Raw genomic sequence first — 22,940 nt, 5'->3', positions numbered from 1 at the left:
GCCCGGGGAACGCCCGCCCCTCTATCACACAACCTTTTCCATTATCACACCATGATGAATCTACCGATACGGCCGCGCCGCAACAGAAAATCCGCCAACATCCGGGGTCTCATCCGGGAAACCTCCCTCTCCCCGGAACACCTCATTTACCCGGTCTTCGTCCATGAAGGAACCGGGAACCAGCCCATTTCCTCCCTGCCCGGCTGCACGCGCTGGAGCGTCAAGGGCCTGGTGGAGGAAGCCAAGCGCCTGATGGACCTGGGCATCCGCACGCTGGACCTTTTCCCGGCCATCCCGGACGGAAAGAAAACCCCGGACGCCTGTGAGGCCTGCAACCCTGACGGCCTCATTCCGCGCACCATTTACGCGCTCAAGAGCGAGGTGCCCGGCATCACCGTCATGACGGACGTGGCGCTGGACCCCTACAATTCAGACGGTCACGACGGCCTGGTGGAATTCCGCTCCGACGGCACGATGGAAATCCTCAATGACGACTCCGTGGAGGTTCTCTGCCGCCAGGCTCTGTGCCACGCGGACGCCGGGGCGGACATCGTCTCCCCCAGCGACATGATGGACGGCCGCGTGGCCGCCATCCGCGCCACCCTGGATTCCGAGGCCTTGGACGACGTCTCCATCATGGCCTATACCGCCAAGTACGCCAGCGCCCTGTACGGGCCGTTCCGCGGCGCGCTGGAAAGCGCGCCGAAGGAGGGGGACAAGAAAACGTACCAGATGGACCCCGGCAACATCCGGGAAGCCCTCAGGGAAGCGCAGCTGGATGAAGCGGAAGGCGCGGACATCCTGATGGTGAAACCCGCCACGCTGTATCTGGACGTAATGGCCGCCATGCGGAAGCACGTGACGCTGCCGATAGCCGCCTACCACGTCAGCGGGGAGTACCTGATGATCAAATCCGCCGTGGCTTCCGGCTGGCTGGATGAACGGGAAACCGTTCTGGAGACTCTAACCTCCATCCGGCGCGCCGGGGCGGACATGATCCTCACGTATTACGCCCCCCAGGCCGCCGAATGGCTTAAACAACGCTGACGCCGCACGGCCTCCGCACAGGAGGTGGACGTACGGTCCAGAATACCGCTCTCCGCATGTCTACCTCCACAAAAATATTTGTCGGCATCGTGATCGTCGTCGTCATGGCGCTCACCTCCCTCTGGGGCGTCTATGCCCCCACCTTCTCGGAAGCCTACGTACTGCCCGTACAGATGACGACGGCGGACGGCGCCCCGCTGGGCAACTTCCAGTGCCGCCCGGTGGCCGCGGAAAACGGGAAGACGCTCCTGGTCTTCCGGGATACGGACTTCCTGCGCCAGACCACGGGGAACATGGTCCATTCCAAGATCATCCTTTCCTACAAGGGCACGCCGTTCTTTGAAGGCATCGTCCCCGGCCCCATGGAGGCCATAGAAATTCCCTCCGGGAACCTTCCGCCCCAGTTCCAGGCGCTCCAGCAGAACTGACCTGGGCTGCTCCGGAAAAGAAAACCTCCGGACCGGGAACCGCCCTGTTATGGCATTGTTACTGAAAGGGCGCAGGTTTCTCTATACAAACAGGGAAACATTGTGGTTTTATAGAATCAAACGATGAGTGATTCAGCCTATACCATTCTGATTGCGGAGGATGACGACAGCATCAGGCACGCCCTGACGGACGTGCTGACCGCATCCGGCTACGAGGTGCTGGCGCTGGAAGAGGGCCTGGCCGCCATCCGCGCCGTGCGGGAACGCAACTTTGACCTGGCCCTGCTGGACGTAGCCATGCCGGGAGCTGACGGCTTCCAGGTGCTCCAGGTCATGTCTGCGGAGCGCCCCGGCACGCCCGTCATCATGCTCACGGCGCGCGGGGAGGAGGAGGACCGCGTGCAGGGTCTCAAGCTGGGGGCGGACGACTACATCGTCAAGCCGTTCAGCATCCGGGAGCTGCTCGCCCGCATCGAGGCCGTGCTGCGCAGATCCCCGGAACGGCCGCGCCAGCTCCGGGAAATCCGGATCCCCGGCGCATCCCTGGACAGCGCCAACCGCCTGCTCACCTTTGAGGACGGAAAGGAAACCTCCCTGACCGCACGGGAATTCGAATTCCTCACGTACATGGCCACCCACCCCAACCGCGTCATCACGCGGGACGAACTGCTCCGGCGCGTGTGGGACGTGGACCCGCGCCTGACGGATACGCGCTCCGTGGAAATGACCGTCATGCGCCTCCGGGACAAGCTGGGGACCGTCGCGGCCGCCCCGCTGGAAACGCTCAGAAGCCAGGGCTACCGCTGGAACTCATCCTTCGTCTCCTGACCCGTGAACCGGCGCATACGCATCACTCTGCTGGCAATCAGCCTGCTGCTGGTCATCGGCACGCTCGGATGGCTCACCCACGTTCTGCTGGTGCAGGCGGAGGAAACTGGCCGCTCCGAACAGCGCATCAGGGTGGAGGCCCTGGCTCATGAAGCCAAGCTGGAAATGGACCGCCTCCTGACCTCCTTCATCACCTTTGAACAGGCCCGCGGCTACTTTGAATACCAGCCCTTTTACGCCTACAAGCGCCCTTATGACCAGCGCATGGGCTCCCCGGAACCCGGAGAGGCCGCCCGCGGCTCCAACCTCTCCTCCTACCTGCCGGACTACGTCACGGCCTATATCCAGATTTCCCCCTCCGGCCATGTAACCGGACCCGCGCTGAACCCGCAGCTTGCCGAACATCTGAATGAGCAGAAGGACCTCTACCAGCGGCTGAACGGCAAGGTCTCCGCCCTCACCTCCGTGCCGTCCAGCGGCAACCTCTGGACGGACATCCGGAATGAAATCCTGCATGAAGCCCCGGAACCTGAGCCGACGGCATCCGGCACGCCGGCCCAGGTGGAAACCGTCACCTCCTTCGTCCCAGTGGAAGACGGGGGGAACCTCTATATCCTGCGCCAGGTGCACACCAGCCGCGGCGTCTATTTGCAGGGGGCCCTGATGAACATGGACAACCTGAACCGGCGGCTGCCCGGCCAGGTAAAGCTGTTGCTTCCCCACAGCCGCCTGGCTACCTTCGATCCCTCCGCCCCGCCTCCCGCAGAAGCGCGGCAAACGGGCACGCTCCCCTTTGCCAACGCCCCCCCTGGTCTTTCTGCCGGGAGACACCGGAGCCGTCCCCCTCCAGGACCACAAGAAAATGCTGACCTGGACGCTCACGCTCATCTGGAGCATGGTACTGCTGGGCGCGGCAGGCGTCATCTGGCTCATGCTGGGCACCTTCCGCCTGGAGCAGCGCCGCGGGGACTTCGTCTCCGCCGTCACCCATGAACTCAGGACGCCGCTCACCTCCTTCTCCCTGTATACGGAAATGCTGGAGGACGGCATGGTGCCGGAGCAGAAAAAGCCGGAATACTACGCCAACATGCAGCGGGAATGCCGCCGCCTGGAACACCTGATTGAAAACGTGCTCTCCTACTCCCGGCTCCAGCGGAACGCCATCCGCCGCACGCGGGATACGCTCACCTGCCAGGAACTCTTTGAACCCATTGCGGAAAAAATAGACCGACGGCTCCGGGAGGCGGGCATCAGCTTCTCCTTTGCCCTGGCGCAGCCCATCCGCATCCTACCCATTCATACGGATGCCGTCTCCGTGGAGCAGATCATGGACAACCTGACCTCCAACGCCATTAAATACGCCAAGGGGGAAAACGCCAAAGTCCAGCTCACCGTCCAGGCGGACCGCCACAACATCGTCATCCGCTTCCGGGACAACGGCCCGGGCATCTCCCCGAAAAACCGCAAGCTGGTGTTCAAGCCCTTCCGGCGCACGAAGGACGCCTCCGACAGCCGCAAGCCCGGCGTAGGCCTGGGGCTGGCGCTGGCCAAGGATACGGCACGCTCCCTGGGGGGGGACCTGAAACTGGAATTCGGCACCTTGGGGGGAGCCAGCTTCCTGCTGACACTTCCCAAATCCTGACCCCGCCAAGGGGCCTGCACGCCTCCATCTGCTTCCCGGCCCGCACGGAACCATCTTTCCTCTTCCATCTTTCCTCTTCCATCTTTCCTCTTCCATCTTTCCTCTTCCATCTTTCCTCTTCCATCTTTCCTCTTCCATCGCATCCCCTTCCCTTGCAACATCCGGCCCAGGAAAATCCCGTCCGGCATGCTATGCGCTTGCCTTCACGTGACGGATATGTGACATTGAACCGCAACGCACGGCGGGACGAAAAATTCCCGTTCCACGCAGGAATATCCGCCTTCCCTTCCGGCGCGGCGGAGCGCAAAACGCATGGACATGCTATCATGAGTAAAAGGATTTTGATCACCGGAGGAGCCGGCTTCATCGGCTCCCACCTCAGCGAACGGCTTCTGAAAGAAGGCCATGAAGTCATCTGCATGGACAACTTCTTCACGGGCAGCAAGCAAAACCTCCTTCACCTGGCGGACTATCCCGGATTTGAAATAATCCGCCATGACGTCACCGTTCCCTGCGTGATGGAAGTGGACCAAATCTACAACCTGGCCTGCCCTGCCTCCCCTCCCCATTACCAGTTTGACCCCATCCACACGGTTAAAACCTCCGTGCTGGGCGCGCTGAACATGCTGGGCCTCGCCAAACGGTGCAAGGCCAGAATCCTCCAGGCTTCCACCAGCGAGGTATACGGCGACCCCGTGGTCCATCCCCAGCCGGAAACCTACTGGGGCAACGTCAATCCCGTGGGCGTCCGCTCCTGTTACGATGAAGGCAAAAGATGCGCGGAAACCCTGTTCATGGACTACCGCCGCATGAACGGGGTGGACATCCGCATCATCCGCATCTTCAACACCTACGGACCGCGCATGAACCCGAACGACGGCCGCGTGGTCTCCAACTTCATCGTGCAGGCGCTGAAAGGGGAAGACATCACCATTTACGGAACGGGCAGGCAGACCCGCAGTTTCCAGTACGTGGACGACCTGGTGGAAGGCATGGTCCGCATGATGAACACGGAAGGCTTTTCAGGCCCTGTGAACCTGGGAAATCCCGTGGAATTCACCATGCTGGAACTGGCGGAAAAAGTCATTGAAATGACGGGTTCTTCTTCCAAAACGGTCTTCCGTCCCCTGCCCCTGGACGACCCGGCCCAGCGCAAGCCGGACATTCGGCTGGCGGGAGAAAAACTGGGTTGGAAGCCCAATATTCCGCTGGAAAAAGGCCTTGAAAAAACCATCGCCTACTTCCGGAGCATTCTGTAGCGTTTCCGAGGCGCCGCATGCTTATGCGGCAACTTAATCATTATTGGCGAACTGATTTCATTAAAAGGCGTGGCTTACAGCCGCGTTCCTTTCGGTTGCCGCATAGGCAAGCGGCGCTCCAAGGAAGCAATCCGGAAATTCCGGGAAGCTTCCCATGCGGTCCATGAACTCCGGCATGCCGAGCGGCTCATTACCCGTTTTTGGCTGGTGCGGTAAAACGGTTCGGCTAAAATGAATTGTTATGAAACATGCCGACGCCCACGGAATCTATTCCACTCAAGCCACTGTCCGCACTTATGAAAGCGGTGCGGACGGCCTCATGAAACCGGAAACGGTTCTGCACTGGTTTCAGGAAATAGCGGAGGCCCACGCCTCCTCCCTCGGCTTCGGCTATGACTTTGTGATATCCCGCGGCCTGGCCTGGGTGGAAGTGCGCCTGAACACGGCCATCAGCCGCCTCCCCCGGTGGAAGGAAACGGTGGAACTCCGCACCTGGACCGCGCAGGAAACGCCGCTGCTGGCGCGCCGCAATCTGGAAATAAGGGACGCCCTGGGAAACCAAATCGTCACGGCAAGCTGCCTGTGGGCCGTCATTGACGTACGCCGCAGACGCCCGGTGCCGTTGAACAGGCACATTGATGCCTTCCCGGATACTCCGTGTGAAGAAACGGTGGCTCCGGCAGCCATGGATACCTCGGGCCTTCTGCCGACCATCCGGGAATGGATGGCGGAACGCCGCGATACGGACTTCAACCGCCACATCAACAATGCCGCCTACCTGGTCTGGGCGCTGGAATCCCTGCCGGATTCCTGGCTGGAGAACCATGAATTGACGGGAATCCACCTGCATTTCAAGAAGGAAACCCATGCGGGAGAATCCATGAAATCCCTGCTGTTCCGCCAGGACTCCCTCACCTCCCACCACATCATGCACGGAGACGAACTGCGGGCGGAAGCAGTGCTGGAATGGAAAGCCGCCGCAATCGCATAAAAAAGGCCCTATTCCTCGCCTTCCGGATTTTTCTGACATCAGACAGCGGACGAGGGCATGCAAGAGTATTCTGCGCCGTTTTATAGAATCGGAAGGGGCGTGCCGTGTGAAGGGCGGCGAGCGGCGCGGGGAGAGTAGTGGACAAAATGGACTTGATGGACAGGATGGACACCATTTTCTTTTTTCTATTCTGTCCTTTCAGCCCACACGGCCTATTACTCCGGAGGACGCTATTTCCTTACACAAGCAGGGCCGCCCCGGCTCTTGTCCGCAACGGCCCTGCTGGCTTGGAGAGTGGAACGTCTCCGCTCCACTCTCCTCTCTCAACTTTCAACTCTCCTTAAAAGTCATAACGGTAGCCCACGCTCCCGTTCACCGAGTTGGCTCCGTCACGGAAGTCCGCGTTCCCGTTGATGAAGACCGTTCCCTGCGTTCCTACCGGCACGCTCAGCCCCGCTCCTATTTGCAGCGCCGTCGTTCCAACCTTGGCCCCACGCACGCTCTGCATGAAGCCGGGGTTGCCCAGCAGCGCCACATTGGTTTCTCCGCGGCGGTCGCCCATGTCCTGGGCCGCGTTCACCCGGAACTCAGCCAGCGCTTCTCGCCCGAAGATGTTGCTGCCTACAAGGCCCATCCACCGACCGCCAAGTGCTACCGTTCCCGTCGTCCATTCCTGCTTGCCTACATTCAGGCCCGCGTTCCCCGCTCCCGTTTCCGTGTAGCCGTCCATGTGCGTCGTCACTACCGAGGCGTTGGCCAGGGGCTGCAGGATGCTGCTCTTGTCTTCGTTGAGGTACACGTCGTAGGTCAGTTCATACATCGCTCCAAAGCCCCACCCGTTGGTGTTGCCCTGCGTCCTGTAGCTGCCTTCCCCGTAGTTGACCGTGCGGTTGAGCTTCGCGTCGTTCCACCCTCCCGTCAGGATCAATGTGTGCGCCCAGCGCTTGCTCTGGTAGCGGCCGAAGAGGTTGGCGTAGTAGCTGTCCAGGTGGCCGTCCGCGCTGTCCGCCGCGCTGGCCGTCAGGTCGCCGTAGTTGGCCGTGAAGGCCGCTCCCATGGTAAAATGGTCGCTGAGGTCCACGTCCATGCCCACGGTGCCGCCCCAGGTGGTGAGCTGGTAGCCGCTTTCATCCCCCCTGGTGTCCAGTTTGGCGTAGGAGCCCGTGCCTTCCATCCACATGTGGAAGTAGGGGAGGTCATCGTTGACGTAGGCGGGGTTGACGCCCATGAGGGTGGTGCGGTTGCGGATCCATCCCATCTGGTCGCGCAGGGCGTCCTTCTGGGCCGTTCCCAGCGCGTTGACCGTGCTGCCCGCTACGGCTGCCAATGCCCTGGATGCTCCCGCCAAATCAGGATTGCTCCCCGTAACCATGGTGCTGATGGCATTCATGACCTGCCCGAGCTGGGAAGTGGCGTCCAGGTTGTTCCTGGCTCCCCACAGAAGTTCGGAACCTGCTCCGGAATTATGGGAATTCACCGCAGGCTTAAAAATATTATCCTGCTGTACCGTGGCGTTCAGCACAATATTGTTTCCTTCCCGGACCATGGTCGCATCCTTGTAATACACGGCAAAGAGTCCGGAAGTACCCACGGACATGGATTCCCCTTCCGCCATGCCGTCAATCGCGTCCGCGGTCATCAGCACCACTCCGTCCAGGTTGTCATACGTTCCCAGGCCCGTGTTGCCGGTCATGTTGGCAAGCGTAAAGCCGGCGCCGTTCCCGATGGTAATGGAATCCGCCGTCAGCATGGCGGAGCCGAAAGGATCGGCCGCGCTCAGGTTATACACGAATTCCGTCATGGAACCGCTCTGGAAGTCAACGCTGCCGACGTTCAAGGTGGTATTGGGGTCCCCTGCTCCATTCCCGATGGCCTCAATGCGCAGGGTGCCGGAAGCGCCTACCGTAACGTTGCGGTAGTCAAGCGCGGGAGCGGCGGACGTGCCTTTCAGCACCAGGGTGCCCCCTCCGTGCACGCCCAGGTCATACGTAGAGCTTCCGGTCTGCATCACCTGGGTTACCTTGCCGGAGACGTCAATGCTCCCTTCCCCGTCCAGTGTGCCGGAGAAAGAGCCGTTCACGGCGGATGCGGAGGTGACGGACAGTGCATTGCCATTCAGGGCCAGCGTTCCAGCGCCGGAGAGGGCCAGAATGGACTTCTCCCCGGTCCCGGACAGGCTCAGCGTTCCGTTCAGCGTCACGGAGGTTCCGAACAGGCCGGCTTCCCCTGCCAGGGTGAGGGAAGAACCTTCCTGAACGTTCAGGCGGCCTGCTCCGGAAATGGTGGTCGCCTGGTCCAGGGTGGAATCCCCGGCAGTCTTGAGCGTTCCGCCCGCAGAGATTTGCAGGGAGCCGCCCTCCGCGTCATCTGCCAGGGTGGCCGTCGTGGTCCCTCCGATCACGACGCGGACGGGTTCATCCGCAGAGGCGGAGGACAAAGTCAGCGTGCCGATATTATTGGCGCTCCCGTTCAGGGCCAGCGTGCCTTCCCTGGCAACCACCGCATTGGAGGTATTAACATTGCCATTCAGCATCAGGGTCTTTTCTCCCGTCTTGATCAGGTCCGCGCCGTCACCGTTCACGGTAAGATTGCCGTTGAACACGGAGTCGTCCAGATCGTTCGCAAGTTCGATATCCAGCGAACCGTCCCCGGCGGCATTCACCACCAGGTTGCCCGTGCTGCCGGTGCCGGAGGAAAGATGCCGGATGATGGTCTTGTCCGTATTGGCCGCAGGCACGTCAAAATTCAGGGTGAGGTTTGTGTCCACAATCACCTGCGCATAGGAATTAAGGGCCGGAATTTCCGTCACCGTGGAACCGTCCACGGACGAAATGTAAATCTGGTCCGTTCTGCCGGAAATGATGATGCTGCCGCCTTCCACCCCCTTGATGCCGAATCCCAGGCTTTCCAGCGTGGCATTGAACGTAAGGTGCTGGTTGAGCCACGCCACCAGGTCGCTGGAAGGCAGGCCGGTGATCGTTCCGTCGGTCAGCAGAATGCCTACGGATTCCAGTTCGCGCATGGCGATCAGGATATCCGTATCAATGTCCATGTGCAGCGTGAGGTCGGAAGCGTCCCCGCCGAAGGAAACGGTGCCCGTGGCCGTGTCATTGAACTGGAGCAGGCTCTTCTGGTCCCCGGCAGCGGCATACGTGGTATTGTTCGCACCCACATGCAGGGAATTATTCCCCGTCAGCGTCAGATTTCCCGTCAGGCCGGTAATGGCCGTTCCCGCCGTGGCGGTATTGATGCCGCCCACCTTGTCCCCGGACAGGCCGCCCAGGTCAATATCCCCGGAATTGGCCTCCGCATTCACGGTTACGCCGCCGGCAGTGGCGTAGGCTCCTGCATGTTGCAGCCCTCCCTTGGTAATGGTGATGTTGTTGGCAATCGCCTGGTTGTTCATGTCCAGAACGGAACCGCCGTTAACGGAAACATTCCCGGTCCCCAGGGAACCGGCGCCCAGCGCCTTCACCGTGCCGCCGTTCAGGGTGGTTCCTCCCTGGTAATTGTTAGCGGCGTTCAGTTCCAGGACCGGGGACCCGCCGGCCCTGTTCACGATCAGAGCTCCTGCCCCGGTAATCTGCCCGACCCAGGAGCCTGTGCCCTCTCCATTGCCCAGCTGAACCGTGCCGCTGGTAATGGTGAGCGTCCCCGTAGCGGTATTGTCCTGCGTCAGCACCAGCGTTCCGGTTCCGGCCTGTTCCACCCTGGCGTTCAGGGCGCCTTCCGCTCCTACGGTGGCGTTCATCAGAACGAGGTCATTGGTGTAGGAGAATTTGAACAAGCTTGTTCCGCCATCAGCCTTTAACACCACACCATCCCCGAAAAGCTTGCCATCATTCAGGGTCGCCGCCGTATTGTTGCCGAATGCCCAGGTAAACAGGGCATTGCCAGTGCGGGTGAACGCCCCGTGGAACCCGGTCATGTCTCCCGTCAAGTAGGCGAAGGCATCCCCCAGTGCGGTGGTCACCGTACCTGAACCGGTGAATGCCCCGCCAAAGTAATAGGACTTGCCGCTCCCTCCGTTCAAGTAGGTTCCTTTCTCCAGCACATTGATCGTTGCCATGACGGCGGTATCCGCCGTGTTGACGGCATCCATCCAGAAACCGCGTCCATTCAGGGTTAACGTCCCCCTCCCCATGCTGGCGGCGGTGGCAAACTGGAGGTCGCGGGCATCATTTGTACTGCCCGGATTATTATTCAACCCGGATGCGACCAGTTCCCCGGTAAAGGATGAATTGTCTCCTGAAATGTAAAAACGGGATTTGGCCGCCTGGTTGTCCAGCTCAATCCGGCCCGCTCCGCTCATGCCGTTGATGACGATGTTGGCGCTGTTTCCGGAAGGCATTCCATCGATGGCGCTGGAAATGGCGAGGGTTCCTCCCGCATTCACCGTGACTCCCGCGGAAAACCTCGTTTGAACATTTCCGGAGGCAATGGACACGGAACCTCCGTCCACCGTCAGAGCGCCCGCATACACGGCGGCGCCAAGATTCAAGGTGCCGTCTCCGGATTTTTCCATGGCCATCGCCTTGTAATTATCCACGGAAGCCCACGTTACGGCGTTCCCGTTGGTATCCACTTTAATGGAGTTCTTGCTCGTGGAGGAAATCTGTCCGGAAATATCCGCCGTCACGCCAGCGCCATACTGGAGGATACCGCCGTCAAACGACAGACTGCCGGCGCCGAGGGCGGCGTCATCTCCCATTTCAAGCGTGCCGCCGCCCAGGATCACCTTTCCGGTATAGTTGGTATTGGCCGTATTGATGGTCAGCTTGGCGTTGCCGGTCTTTTCCAGATTACCGTTGCCTTCCAGAGAGCCGCCCCCTGCCGCGGCATCCCATACATAATCCGTCGTATCCGCCTGCACCATGATAATCGTGGGAGAGACGGCGCCATCAATGGTCACCGTCTGCGGGGCGCTGCCGCCAATGTCTCCCATGACGACTCCGGAATTATCATTGTAAACGCCGTCGTCCTTCCACGGGGAAGCGGCGGGAGCAGTGACGGACCAGATTCCGTCGCCCCCCTTCCATTCAAGCAAAGCCACCTGCGCCACCACCAGGGTAAGCTTGCCGTTCCCCGTGCTCCAGGAACCCAGAAGATTGTCGCCCAGGACAAAGGAACTGGCAGAAACTCCGGTGACGGTGCCCGCGCTGATCAGGTCATAGGAACCCTCCGCCCAGGCCACGCCGTCTATCGTTCCCTGCCCCAGAAGCAGTTCGCTGTTCACGGTCAGCGTTCCGGTCACATTGAGCAGAGACGCGCCGGAAGCCGGAAGATTGGAAAAATTTAAAAAGGAGGATTCCCCCAGCGTCAGATTGCCTGTGATCGTGCCGGACGCGCCCAGCGTCAGACTGCCAGCAGCGGCAATACCAAGAGTTCCACCATTCATGTTCAGGGAACCCGCGGCGGCAAGAGTCACATTGGAAAACTGCGTGGCGGCGTTTACCGTCAGGCCAGATGAACCACTCACGGTCAGCGTATTATTGTAGGTAGCATCATGCTGCGCTTTCAAATTGCCTCCATTCAGGTTCACCATTCCCGAACCCAGAGCAGTAGCATTATTCAACTGCAATGTTGCCCCTCCCGTAACCATCCAGTTCGCTGTCATGGCTTGACGGTTCCTGTTGACGGATTGATCAGTTACATTCGTCGTCTGTGCGGCCGAATTCAAAATCAGCGTACCAGAATACCCCACACCTCCCACAGTAATTGTGGGGGGATCAGTAATCCCTTCCCCAACCGCAAGCGCTCCATAAACGTTCATGGTCTTGCCTGCAGCGATCTGGAACAAGGTATTCGCATAAAATGAAACGCCCTCCCAGGCCGTACCCGTTGATCCTAACGAAAAATCCTCCCCGATGTTGAAAACCGTCGCCTGCCCTTCTCCCGGAGCACGGAAATTGACGACGCGGGAACCGCCGTCGCTGGAGGATACACTGAATCCTGAAGCACCTGCCGCCACATTAATGCCACCCAGCGACAAGCTATTGAACTGGGCCTTGACGGCCTTTTGAACATTATCTCCATATGGTCCGCTGAATTGCATAATATTGGCACTGGTTCCGGCCCACACGTTTGCATAATTGGTCGGCGCCGGATTCCAGTTGGCATTTGTATGGATCCAGCCATCCGTTCCGCCAAGCCATGTATAGGTTTCCGCCAAGGCATGCGGTGAGGAAACGGCGGCCATGCAGGCAATCAGAGAGGACAGGAGACCCAAGGGAAGGTGCAGCTTCATAATTTTTAATGAAAATGAACGTGAAAATACCTCCTGAACCTGACAGGAGGCTTTTTATCATCATTAACGGATTAAAAATCCTCCTACAAGCTTAAACGTTGATTCCGTAGGCGTTGCAACTCTCCTGGAAGACCGTTTTCATGCTATATCTGGTCCGCAATCAGGTATGTTCGTGGTGGTATCCTTATCAGTATAAACATGCAAGCAGGTTCATTCTGGTATATTGGCGGCTTTTCCGTTCCCTAGCGGATTTTTAATCCGCCTTGCGAATCATTCCGGATGGAATCAATAATCCATTTTAACATCATTTATTCCACTATATGATATCAACTGCGCTACTGCACCATGCCGGCAGAAGCGCCGCACAGCATGCAATGTTCCGTGACGCAGCAGGGCCGTCCCCGGCTCTTGTCCGCAACGGCCCTGCTGGCTCGGAGAGTGGAACGTCTCCGCTCAACTCTCCTCTCTCAAACTTCAACTCTCCTTAGAAAGTCATACCGGTAGCCCACGCTTCCCGTTCACCGAGTTGGCTCCGTCACGGAAGTCCGCGTTCCCGTTGATGAAGACCGTTCCCTGCGTTCCTACCGGCACGCTCAGCCCCGCTCCGATTTGCAGCGCCGTCGTTCCAACCTTCGCCCCACGCACCGCTCTGCATGAAGCCGGGGTTGCCCAGCAGCCTACATGCCCGTTTCTCCGCGGCGGTCGCCCATGTCCTGGGCCGCGTTCACCCGGAACTCAGCCAGCGCTTCTCGCCCGAAGATGTTGCTGCCTACAAGGCCCCATCCACCGACCGCCAAGTGCTACCGTTCCCGTCGTCCATTCCTGCTTGCCTACATTCAGGCCCGCGTTCCCCGCTCCCGTTTCCGTGTAGCCGTCCATGTGTCGTCGTCACTACCGAGGCGTTGGCCAGGGGCTGCAGGATGCTGCTCTTGTCTTCATTGAGGTACACGTCGTAGGTCAGTTCATACATCGCTCCAAAGCCCCACCCGTTGGTGTTGCCCTGCGTCCTGTAGCTGCCTTCCCCGTAGTTGACCGTGCGGTTGAGCTTCGCGTCGTTCCACCCACCCGTCAGGATCAATGTGTGCGCCCAGCGCTTGCTCTGGTAGCGCCCGAAGAGGTTGGCGTAGTAGCTGTCCAGGTGGCCGTCCGCAGAGTCCGCCGCGCTGGCCGTCAGGTCGCCGTAGTTGGCCGTGAAGGCCGCTCCCATCGTGAAGTGGTCGCTGAGGTCCACGTCCATGCCCACGGTGCCGCCCCAGGTGGTGAGCTGGTAGCCGCTTTCATCTCCCCTTGGTGTCCAGTTTGGCGTAGGAGCCCGTGCCTTCCATCCACATGTGGAAGTAGGGGAGGTCTTCGTTGACGTAGGCGGGGTTGACGCCCATGAGGGTGGTGCGGTTGCGGATCCATCCCATCTGGTCGCGCAGGGCGTCCTTCTGGGCCGTTCCCAGCGCGTTGACCGTGCTGCCTGCCGCGGCTGCCATGGAACGTGCCGCCCGGGAGGTGTTGCCGGACTGGATGTCGTTTCTGACGGCTTCCCTCAGGTCACCGAGCTGCGTGCCTTTCGGCGCGTTGCCGCGGTTGTTCCAGAGCAGGTTGGCCCCCGCTTCCGAGTTGGCCGTGTTGGCCGCGTCCATAAAGGCGTTCTCCGTCTTGACCATGCCCGTCACCACAATCTTGCCGCCTTCCGTCCGGATGCCGAATTCCTGGTAGTAGAAGTCAAAGTAGCCGGAGGCGTCCACCGTGGCTCCGTTGGCCGAAACCGTTCCGGCTCCCGTCGCGTCCACCAGCGTGAAGTTGAGGTTGGCCGTCGGGTCCGCCGGATCGTCGTAGTCCCCCAGGCTTCCCAGGGAAACGGTAGTTCCGTCCAGATTGACGTCTCCGGCCTGCACGGTGATGACCGGGCTGGAGAAGAGGTCGTCACGGTTGGTGTTGATGACCAGGTCCAGATGGGAGTTTTGCAGGTTGAGTCCGTTGGCGACGGTGAGCGTCGTGTTGACCGCTCCGGTTCCCTCCCCTACCGGACTCAGGCGCACATGGGCGCCGCTTGCCGCCGTGAGGCTCTTATAGGTAACGGAGCCGTTGCCGCCTTCCGCTCCCGTCAGTTCCAGCGTGCCCTTGGTGACGCTGAGGGCCTGCCCGATCGCGCCGTTCCCCTTCAGAACCTGCGTGCCGGTGCCGTTCATGGTGATGCTGCCTTCCCCGCTGAGGGTGCCTTCATACAAGGCATTCCCGGCGGTGGTGATTTCCAGGGCAGACCCGTTGTTCAGCGCGCCGGTTCCCGTCAGGCCGGAGATGGTGTTGGCCGCGTTGCCGAGTTCCAGCATTCCGCTGCCGTCCAGGTCCACCTGCACGCCGTCAAGCTTGGAGGTGCCGTTGAGCGCGAGGGAGGCGGTGTCCGCCACATGGAGCACGCCGGTTCCGGAAACGGTGCTGTTGGAAAGTTCGGAGCCGGCTCCCGTAAGCGTGAGCGTGCCGTTTTTACCGATGGCGAGGTTGCCGCCGTTGCCTTCATCCGTGAGCGTTCCCGCTTGCGTTTTTCCAGTGATGTCCAGGGAGGAAAGGTCTCCGGAGTTGGTGGAGTTGAGCCTGATGGAGCCCAGGTCCGCCGTGCCGGAGAGGATAAGGCTGCCGTCCTGCATGTCCAGCGTGCCGCTGGTGTTCAGGGTTCCGGCGAGTTCCAGGGAGCCTTCTCCCGTTTTGGTAATGTTGGCCGTGCCGCCGTTGATGGTTCCGGAGTACTTCGTATCGGGACCGGACGTATTCGGATCTGTTCCCAGCAGCTCGTTGTTCAGGATGACGGATGCCGTCTTGTCGTTCGTGCTGGTGATGTTGATGACGCCGGAGGCCGCGCCGGAGAGGTTGTTAATCGTCAGGCCGTCAGCCGTATCGTCCACGCCCGGGAGGTTGAGTGCGAGGTTGCCGTCCACGATGACCGCGCGGTACGGGTCGAGTTCGGAGTTGCTGGAGACGGTTTTGTCTTCACTGCCTACCGCGTAGATTTGCGTGGCGTCACCGGTGATGCCGATGGAGCCGCCGTTGATGCCCGTGACGGCAAAGCCGAGGGTTTCCAGCAGCGGGTTGAAGACGGCCGTGCCGTAGCCCAGCGCTCCGTTCGTGAGGTTGAGCCACGCGGTGCGGTCGCCCGCTCCCCAGCCCTGCATGGCATTGATGAGGTCGGCGGAGAGGGTGAGGGTGAGGGTTTCAATTTCCAGCTGGGTGCCGTCCGCGTCAAATTGGATCATGGAGGTGCTTCCGGCCAGGTCCTGTGTTTTGGAGACGTTGCCCGTTCCCACCACCAGGCTGGCACTGTCCAGGCTGGCGGCGCCGTTGAGGCCGCTGATGACCGTTCCGGCGTCCGTCATGCCGATGGTTTTAAGCGAGGAGCCGGAGAGGCCGCCCAGCGAGATGGAAGTGACGCCGGAGGCCGCGTTGACGGTAACGTTTTTGGTTCCTTTGTGGTTGTTTCCTCCCGTGAGGGTGCCTCCGGTGATGTTGAGCGCTCCCTTGTAGCCGTCCGCCGTGAGGGCGAGCGTGCCGGAGGTGAGCGTGACCGTACCCGTGTAGCCTGCGCTGGCGTTGCCGAGCGTGAGTGTGCCCGTGCCGGTTTTCAGGAGGCTGCCAGTGCCGCTGAGCGCGCCGTTGAGGGTGATGCTGCCGCCCGTAGTGTCCACGGTGGCGGTTTTGCCGGAGGCGGCGTTGAGGAGGACGCTGAGGGAGGCGCTCCAGTCCGCCGTGGAGTTGAGCGTGCCTTCTCCCAGGGTGAGAGTGCCGGAGGCGCCGGTGATGTCACCGCCCAGCGTGAGGGTTCCGTTGCCGGCCAGCGTGATGCCGGAGTTGGAGTCGTTTTCCAGGTTGATGCCGCCCAGGACGGCCGTGCCGCCGTTGATGTTGAGGTTGCCGGCCAGGGCTCCCTGGCCGTTGGCCCCGCCCAGCTTGACGCTGGTGCTGGTGAGGGTGACGCCCGTGTTGACGTTGACCGCGGAGGCTTGCGTGTTGCTTCCCATGGTGCCGCCGCCGATTTGAAGCGTGGCGATATCAAGGTCTTTCTTCAAGTCCAGCGTCACGCCGTACGTGACGTCAATGAGGTCGGCATTCAGCGTGCCGTTCACCGTGACGGTGCGGTTGGCCGTGGCCGCTCCGTAGCCGGAGAGGACGATGCTGCCTCCGGCATTGGAGAGCGTGCCGTTGAGCGCGTCATGGCCGTTGGCCGCCTTGACGAGCAGGGAGCCCCCGTCCGTCTTGGCGAGCGTGCCGCTGATGTTTTTGAGTACGCCGGAGAGGGCGATTTCATTGCCTCCGGAGAGCTTGAGGGTGGAGCCGCTGGCCACCGTCACGGTTCCGGAGAGAATCTTGGTATTGGCGATGTTCCCCAGCGCCACGGCTCCATTCCCGGAGATGTTCCAGTTGAGGGACAGGAAGCTGTCCTGCCCGGCCGTGTCCACCGTCAGCGTGGTGCCGGTTCCGGAGGCAGCCAGCTTGACCGCGTCCCCGGCGTTTTTCTGCACCATGGTCTGCGTCAGCGTCACGTTCCCGGAGGCCTGCAGGGTGCCGCCGCCGAAGATGATGGAACCCGTTCCCAGCGCTCCGTCTCCGTTGATGTCCACAATGCCCCCTTCCAGGGACGTGGAGCCTCCGTAGGTGTTCGTGTTGCGGATTTGCAGGGTGCCGTCCCCCCTCTTGGTCAGGATGGTCGTGGCGCCCGTGATGTGCCCGTCTCCCTGGAAGGTGTAGGTGTTGTCCGCGCCGCTGTTGCTGACGACGATGGAGGAGGGAGCCACGTCTCCCGTAATCGTCACGGTTTTGTTGGCTGCCGTGTTGTCAAAGAGCAGGGGCTGCCCGTCCGTGGTCGCCGGCGCGGAGCCGCTTCCGCCGTAGGTCCAGTTGCTCACGTCGCCCGCGCTCCATGTTCCGGCGTCCGCCGTTCCGTTCCAGGTGAGCATGTTCGCGGAGGACTCAATCTTGAGCTGAAGCGTTTTGCCGTCCGCGGAAAGTCCCAGCGTGTAGGTCAGTTCCGGATGGGCGTCATTGATGAGATCTCCGATGTTGAAGGAGCCGAGCGTGAGCGTTCCGCTTCCCACCGTCAGCAGGGAATAGTCTCCCGCGTCGGTGAGCGTGTCGTAGTTGTTGAGGGTGACGTTGTGCGTTCCGGTGAGCGTCAGTCCGCCGGTGAGCGTCACCAGGGCGTTTCCTCCCGCCGTCAGTCCCGTCATGTCAAAGGTGAAGGAGGAGCCCGCAGCCATGGCCATGTCTCCGGTGACGTTGAGGCGCGAGTAGCTGCCCAGCGTCAGGCTGCCGATGGAGCCGCCGTTGCTGGTGATGGCGCCCGTGGAGAGCGCATCCGCCGTGCCGGCTTTCACGTTGACCGCGTTATTCACCGCATAATTGCCGATGTCCAGCGTCGCTCCGGAGGAGATGGAGACCGTGCTGGTCCCGAACGCCGTAGCGCTTCCCGCCGCCAGCGTTCCGGCTTCCGCATTGGTCGTGCCGGCATAGGTATTGGCGCCGCTGAGCGTCACCTTGCCCGGACCCTTCTGGGTGATGGAACCCGTTCCGCCGATGGCGTTGGCCACCGTCTGGTCCGCATCCACCGCATAGGTCAGGAAGGCGTCTCCATTGCCGCCGAGCGTCACCGCTCCGGAACCCAGGGAGCCGGCTCCCGTCAGCAGGATGGTCCCTTCCTTGATCAGGGTCTGGTTGGTATAATCGCTGGCCTTGGTCAGTTGAAGCACGCCGTTCCCCTGCTTTACGAGGTTGGCGCCGTTGCCTTCCTTGGCTACGATTACATCCAGCTTCAAATCTGCCGTATTAGTATCGTCCAGCGCAAAATTCCCGCGCGCTATGTCAAAGATGACCGTGCCGCCGCGGAGGGTCAGGGCATTCGCCTGACCGGTGGAGGGGGCTCCCTCCGCCACAGAGAAGACGCTCATTCCGGTAGCGGACTGCTGCGTCACAATGGTATTGGTGCCGCTGAACAAGTCGAAGCCGTTTAATCCCCCGCCGGGTATATTCAGAATGACCCGGCTGTTGTTGAACACCATTCTGGTATTGGCCATGGTCGTATTGCCGCCGCCGACATTCCAGGTGCCGTTGTTCAGGGTCAGCGTGCCGAAGTTCCCGCTATTATTGTAGCCGAACGGATCGCCCGCCGTAGTATTCAGCGTGCCGCCGTTCACCATCAGGTTGCCGTAAAGGATGGACTCTCCTCCGTTTCCATTCTTGCCGAGGTTCAGGACCGCGCCCTCGCCCACCGTGGTCAGCGCGGTTTTCGTCTGGGCGGTGGAAACCGTCAGGGCCGTTCCGGCTCCCGACACTTCCAGATTGATGCCGGAGCCGTTGGCCAGATTGGTTCCAAGCGTATTGGCGCCTCCGGAAGCAAAGGCGATCGTGCCTCCGTTAATCGTCGGCATCGTGGCTCCCAGAATATCCGCAATTCCGCCCGTTACGCCGATTTCCAGCCGTCCCGTCCTGTCCACGGTCACCGTTCCGGTCCCCAGGGCCATGTTCGCCTTCACGGCAACGGTTCCTTCCTTGATGTTGACCGCGCCGGAATAATCGTTATTGGAGCTGTTGAAGGTCACTTTTCCTTCACCCAGCTTGGTCATGGCGCCGTTTCCGGAAAGCTTGCCTCCGTTGTTGGTCAGCTCCAGGTCCTGCCCTGCCCCGTTGTTGAAATAAATGGCCTTGGCATTCACGTCCCCCGTCAGGGACGCCACTCCCGTGTGCGTACCGTCAAACAGGTAGGTTGTGGTGTTGTCCACGGCGCCGATCGGGTTGCCGTCCCAGACTACCACGCCGTCCGCCATGCTGACGGAAACGGTCACCGTCTTGTCCCCGGTGTTTACGTTGAAGGTTCCCTGGTACAGGCTGGCCAGCGCCCCGGTCAGGGTCATCGTCCCCGCATCCGCGAAGTTGCCGGCCGTCAGGTTGTCCCAGGAAACCAGCGTATAAGTCCCCGCGGTGATATTCCCGTTAATGTCCAGGCTGACGCCCGCATCCGCGCCCAGCGCCAGGTTGCTCACCGTCAGCGTCGCTCCGTCCGCGCTCAGGGCGCTTCCGTCAACGGCCAGTGAAGCGGCGTTCAGCGTTCCGGTCACGTTCTGCTTCCGCAGCGCCGTCACCTTGGCGGTGGAGGCGTTCAGCGTTCCGGCCAGCGCCGTATCCGCATTCAGGTAAAGGTTGGCTCCGGAAAGGTTCAGCGTTCCGGAAAAACCGGAGACGTCCCCGCCCAGCGTCAGGGCTCCCGCATTGTTGCGGGTATTGACAGCCAGCGTGCCCGTTCCGCCCAGGCCGCCGAGCATCTGGAGGCTGTCCCCGCTCGCGATGGCCGCCGTTCCCGTGCCGGACGTTTCCACGGATACCTTGCCGTTGAGGTTCACGTTCACGGTGGCTCCGTTAAAAATGCTCAGCGCCGTGGCCGCATTCGTCCCTTTCAGGGTGATGTCCCCGTCCAGGGAAACTCCCCCCGTGACGGTATTGGAATTCAAGTTGCTGAACGTCACGGTGACGTTTTTCTCACTGCCGCCCAGCGTTACGTTGCCCTGCCCCCACGGGGTCAGGGTCTGGCCGGAGACGATGGAGGCGTCCCCGATATTGTACGTCAGATTGACCAGGTTGCCCGTTCCGGCTATTTCCGTATCCCCGTCATAGGAATTCTTCACCCAGCCCGTTATAAAACCCCACCTGTTCCCCCCGGCATCGGAAATGATTTTAAGGCCGCCCGTTCCGGTGATGGTGGATGAAACCGCGGTGGCATTTCCATAAATGGCTCCATTCAGGAAAGCAAATCCTCCTGCGGCATCCAGGACGATTTTCATGTCGAAATTCGCGCCGGCGGCATTTCCGTTCCTCAGATGCAGGGTGGAGCCGTTCCCCATGGTAAGAGTACCCGTCCCCGTCACCTTGGTTCTGGCGCCCGCTACGTCCATCACGGTATTTTCCCCCAGCGTAATGTTCAGGTTGGAGCTCCATGTTCCGGTTTCGTCCGCAAGCATCACGGTGCCCTGTTCCACAACCAGCGTTCCTCCTCCTGAAGCGTTGAAGGAATTAAGGCCCAGCGTTAACGTTCCCGTACCCGTCTTGGTGATGGTGCCGTTGATTCCCCCGTTCAGGGTGGAGTCCCCCGCGCCAATGACCAGGGAACCGGGGCCGCTGTTGGTCAATTTGCCTCCATAAGTGCCGGCCCCCAGCAGGAGGCTGCCGCTTCCCGTACGGGTGACGGTCCCCGTCCAGCCGGCCAGTGAAGCCCACGTTACGGCATTCCCGTTCGTGTCCACCAGAATGGAGTTGGAAGCCAGCGCATCCGTCTTGATCTGGCCGGAGACGTCTGCCGTAATGCCCGTGCCGTACTTGAGCGCGCCTCCATTAAAGATGATGCTGCCGGTGCCCAGCGCGGAGGCATGCTGCATTTCCACCGTGCCGCCGCCCAGCAGGACTTCTCCGGAAAAACCGGCGTTGTCCGTGGCGATGGACAAGGTTCCGCTGCCGGTCTTCTGCAGCTTGGAGCTTCCCACCAGGGAACCGGACCCCGTCCACGTGTAACCGGTTGCCTCAGCATTGACGACGATCAGGCCTGGATTCACCTGTCCGGCGATGTTCACGGTCTGCGGTGCATTGCCTGCTACGTCGCCGAAGATGACTCCGTTGCCGTTGGCAAAAGACAATCCCGCATTCCAGGGGGAATTCCCCGTTCCTCCCACCGTCCACGTATTGTCTCCGCCGCCCGTCCAGGTCAGCGACGTGACCTGCGCCACGACGAATTTCAGGGTATTGTCCGTCGTGCTCCAGTTGCCGATGTATTCGGTCCCCAGCAGAATGGTATTGGCCAGATCCCCGGTGATGCCGCCCGTGGCATTAATCAGATTGTACGTGCCCGCGCTCCAGCTCACGCTGTCGCTATTCTCCAGCAGCAGGCTGCCGTTCACCGTCAGGGCGCCGTTCAGGGCCAGCAGGGGATTGCCGTTCACCGTCATGTGAGTGGCGTCAATCCGCACGGCCGCTCCCAGGTTCAGGTTGCCGGTCATCGTATTCTGCCCCCCAAGGGACAGGACGCCGCCGGTCATGGACAGGCCGGCATTGCTGTCCACGGCGGAGACGTCCAGGCCCGCTCCCGCGGACAGGGAAAGCCCGCCGTACCCCGCGGAAATGCCGCCGATGGCCGCATTCCCCGTTACGGAAAGGTTCTTGTTCGTTCCCATTCCGGAGGCATGGCTGACAATGAGGGTGCCCCCTTTCAGTTCCACGCCGCCCGTGAAGGAAGAGGAATTGGCCAGGGTCAGCGTTCCGGAGCCGTCCTTGATCAAACGCCCGGTTCCACGGAATGCATTGTCACTGCCCGTGATCATGTTCCCTGCTCCGGTAATGGTCAGGGCGCCGTTCAGCTGGATATTATGAGTGTTGTCAGCAGTGATGGACATGGTGCTGCCGGCATTCACCACCTCCACGGCGCCGCCGCCCGCGGCGACTGTCAGGCCGTTCCCGAAGGTTCCGTCGCTTTCCTTGGTAATCTCCAGGCGCCCGTTGTTCAAGGTCCAGTACCCCGTATTGACGGCCATGGAACCCAGCCCCGCGCCGTCATAGGCATATTCTCCCACGCGCAGCACGCCGCCGTTGGTGACGGTTACCTTGTAGCGCGTATAATTATCCCCTTTCATGCTGAGGCTGGCTCCCGGAGAGCTCAAATCCAGCGTGGCGTTGTCAATGGTCAGGGTCCTGGTTCCGGAGCCATTCCCCGCTTTCACGGTAGCCGCCGTTTCAATCTTGAACACGCCGCCGCCGGTAATGGTAAGGCTGTTGTCCCCGACGTTGAACGCTCCCTCCGCCTGGGTAAGCGTCTTTCCGGCCTCAATGGTCAGCGTCAGGTCGTTGGCGCCGATGGTCGTAGCCTCATTCCAGGTAACGTCCGTATCAAACGTCTGGTTGGTCGTAATGGTGAGGGGATCAGCCTGAACAGAGGCGGACAACGCAGCGCAGCAGGCAAGAAGAGCGGACAACAAATTGAGGGGCAAATGCAGCTTCATAAAGAAAACAATTAATTATAAATATATTGAGAAAGACGTGGTCTTTTAGCAGAAATGAGACATGCTATTAGGTAGATGAAATATCGGATTTGAAATCCGGACAAGAAGGGCGTCAGGGAAGTCGTGAGAGTGGTGGAAATGAAATAATTTGTTTATGATCAGATGTTTATTTTAAATTCTGTTGGTTTTGTTTTTTGAATAATGTGGCTAATTTGAATGAGGGCATGGAATAGAATGGAGATAACGGAAATAATTTAAAGCTTTGGAAACGGCACTTCCAGATTGACACCGGATTTCAAATCCGTTCATTTTCTTTCCCTGCATGCAGGGCCTTCAGGCAGCCGGGAAGCCATCCATGAAGGGCACAGTAAAAAACCTCCTAAGGATTTCATCATGAAACCGCTTGTTTCCGGAAATTCCGCCGCGGGAGCAGAAGCGTGAAATCCAGTCAGTCCCATGAAAAACAACATCCTTCCCATAAAAGG

General features: G+C 60.5%; 10 protein-coding genes. 7 read left to right on the top strand and 3 right to left on the bottom strand.

Features of this window, described 5'->3' with window-relative positions; translation table 11 throughout:
• The first annotated feature begins 54 nt into the window (after nt 1-54).
• From hemB to J5W70_RS09840, 7 genes are all read left to right on the top strand, one after another.
• Nucleotides 55-1,047: a porphobilinogen synthase gene (gene hemB, locus J5W70_RS09865; RefSeq protein ID WP_180971058.1), complete on the top strand. Its 993-nt coding sequence runs from the start codon at nt 55-57 to the stop codon at nt 1,045-1,047.
• A 56-nt stretch (nt 1,048-1,103) separates the two neighbouring features.
• The gene (locus tag J5W70_RS09860; RefSeq protein WP_022398096.1) at nt 1,104-1,475 is read left to right on the top strand and encodes a hypothetical protein; all 372 of its coding nucleotides are present in this window, start codon (nt 1,104-1,106) and stop codon (nt 1,473-1,475) included.
• Between the two features lie 123 nt (nt 1,476-1,598).
• Entirely contained in the window at nt 1,599-2,303 is a 705-nt protein-coding gene (locus J5W70_RS09855) for a response regulator transcription factor (RefSeq protein ID WP_022398097.1), read from the top strand.
• Nucleotides 2,304-2,306: 3 nt separating this feature from the next.
• Nucleotides 2,307-3,296 (top strand): hypothetical protein, encoded by a 990-nt coding sequence (locus J5W70_RS12845; protein ID WP_257228522.1) that lies wholly within the window; start codon nt 2,307-2,309, stop codon nt 3,294-3,296.
• Complete coding sequence (locus tag J5W70_RS09850) at nt 3,199-3,945, top strand: sensor histidine kinase (RefSeq protein ID WP_343206946.1); 747 nt, start codon at nt 3,199-3,201, stop codon at nt 3,943-3,945. Before J5W70_RS12845 ends, J5W70_RS09850 begins: the two co-directional genes overlap by 98 nt.
• A 326-nt stretch (nt 3,946-4,271) precedes the next feature.
• Nucleotides 4,272-5,204: a UDP-glucuronic acid decarboxylase family protein gene (locus J5W70_RS09845; RefSeq protein ID WP_022398099.1), complete on the top strand. Its 933-nt coding sequence runs from the start codon at nt 4,272-4,274 to the stop codon at nt 5,202-5,204.
• 241 nt (nt 5,205-5,445) lie between these two features.
• Entirely contained in the window at nt 5,446-6,195 is a 750-nt protein-coding gene (locus J5W70_RS09840; RefSeq protein ID WP_022398100.1) for an acyl-[acyl-carrier-protein] thioesterase, read from the top strand.
• A 340-nt stretch (nt 6,196-6,535) separates the two neighbouring features.
• On the opposite strand, the gene J5W70_RS09835 is transcribed toward J5W70_RS09840, so the two are convergent.
• The 3 genes from J5W70_RS09835 to J5W70_RS09825 form a co-directional block, all read right to left on the bottom strand.
• On the bottom strand, nt 6,536-12,442 hold the full coding sequence (locus tag J5W70_RS09835) for an autotransporter domain-containing protein (RefSeq protein WP_215832787.1): 5,907 nt from the start codon (nt 12,440-12,442) through the stop codon (nt 6,536-6,538).
• A 769-nt stretch (nt 12,443-13,211) separates the two neighbouring features.
• Nucleotides 13,212-13,679, bottom strand: a complete 468-nt coding sequence (locus J5W70_RS09830) for an autotransporter outer membrane beta-barrel domain-containing protein (protein ID WP_257228536.1) — start codon at nt 13,677-13,679, stop codon at nt 13,212-13,214.
• A 40-nt stretch (nt 13,680-13,719) separates the two neighbouring features.
• Nucleotides 13,720-22,455 carry a beta strand repeat-containing protein gene (locus tag J5W70_RS09825; protein WP_215841914.1) on the bottom strand — a complete coding sequence of 2,912 codons (8,736 nt, stop codon included), beginning with the start codon at nt 22,453-22,455 and terminating at the stop codon, nt 13,720-13,722.
• Nucleotides 22,456-22,940: the final 485 nt, after the last annotated feature.

The organism is Akkermansia massiliensis (assembly GCF_018847375.1).
Lineage (GTDB): Bacteria > Verrucomicrobiota > Verrucomicrobiia > Verrucomicrobiales > Akkermansiaceae > Akkermansia > Akkermansia massiliensis.
Note: the sequence above shows the minus strand (reverse complement) of the source record. Positions and strands in the feature narration are given on the sequence as shown.

What these genes read in the sequence shown, in the direction of transcription:
- J5W70_RS09830 (WP_257228536.1), bottom strand. Translation starts at nt 13,679, where the DNA reads ATGGACGTGGACCTCAGCGACCACTTCACGATGGGAGCGGCCTTCACG.
- J5W70_RS09835 (WP_215832787.1), bottom strand. Translation starts at nt 12,442, where the DNA reads ATGAAGCTGCACCTTCCCTTGGGTCTCCTGTCCTCTCTGATTGCCTGC.
- J5W70_RS09850 (WP_343206946.1), top strand. Translation starts at nt 3,199, where the DNA reads ATGGTACTGCTGGGCGCGGCAGGCGTCATCTGGCTCATGCTGGGCACC.
- J5W70_RS09855 (WP_022398097.1), top strand. Translation starts at nt 1,599, where the DNA reads ATGAGTGATTCAGCCTATACCATTCTGATTGCGGAGGATGACGACAGC.
- J5W70_RS09840 (WP_022398100.1), top strand. Translation starts at nt 5,446, where the DNA reads ATGAAACATGCCGACGCCCACGGAATCTATTCCACTCAAGCCACTGTC.
- J5W70_RS09845 (WP_022398099.1), top strand. Translation starts at nt 4,272, where the DNA reads ATGAGTAAAAGGATTTTGATCACCGGAGGAGCCGGCTTCATCGGCTCC.
- J5W70_RS09860 (WP_022398096.1), top strand. Translation starts at nt 1,104, where the DNA reads ATGTCTACCTCCACAAAAATATTTGTCGGCATCGTGATCGTCGTCGTC.
- J5W70_RS09825 (WP_215841914.1), bottom strand. Translation starts at nt 22,455, where the DNA reads ATGAAGCTGCATTTGCCCCTCAATTTGTTGTCCGCTCTTCTTGCCTGC.
- hemB (WP_180971058.1), top strand. Translation starts at nt 55, where the DNA reads ATGAATCTACCGATACGGCCGCGCCGCAACAGAAAATCCGCCAACATC.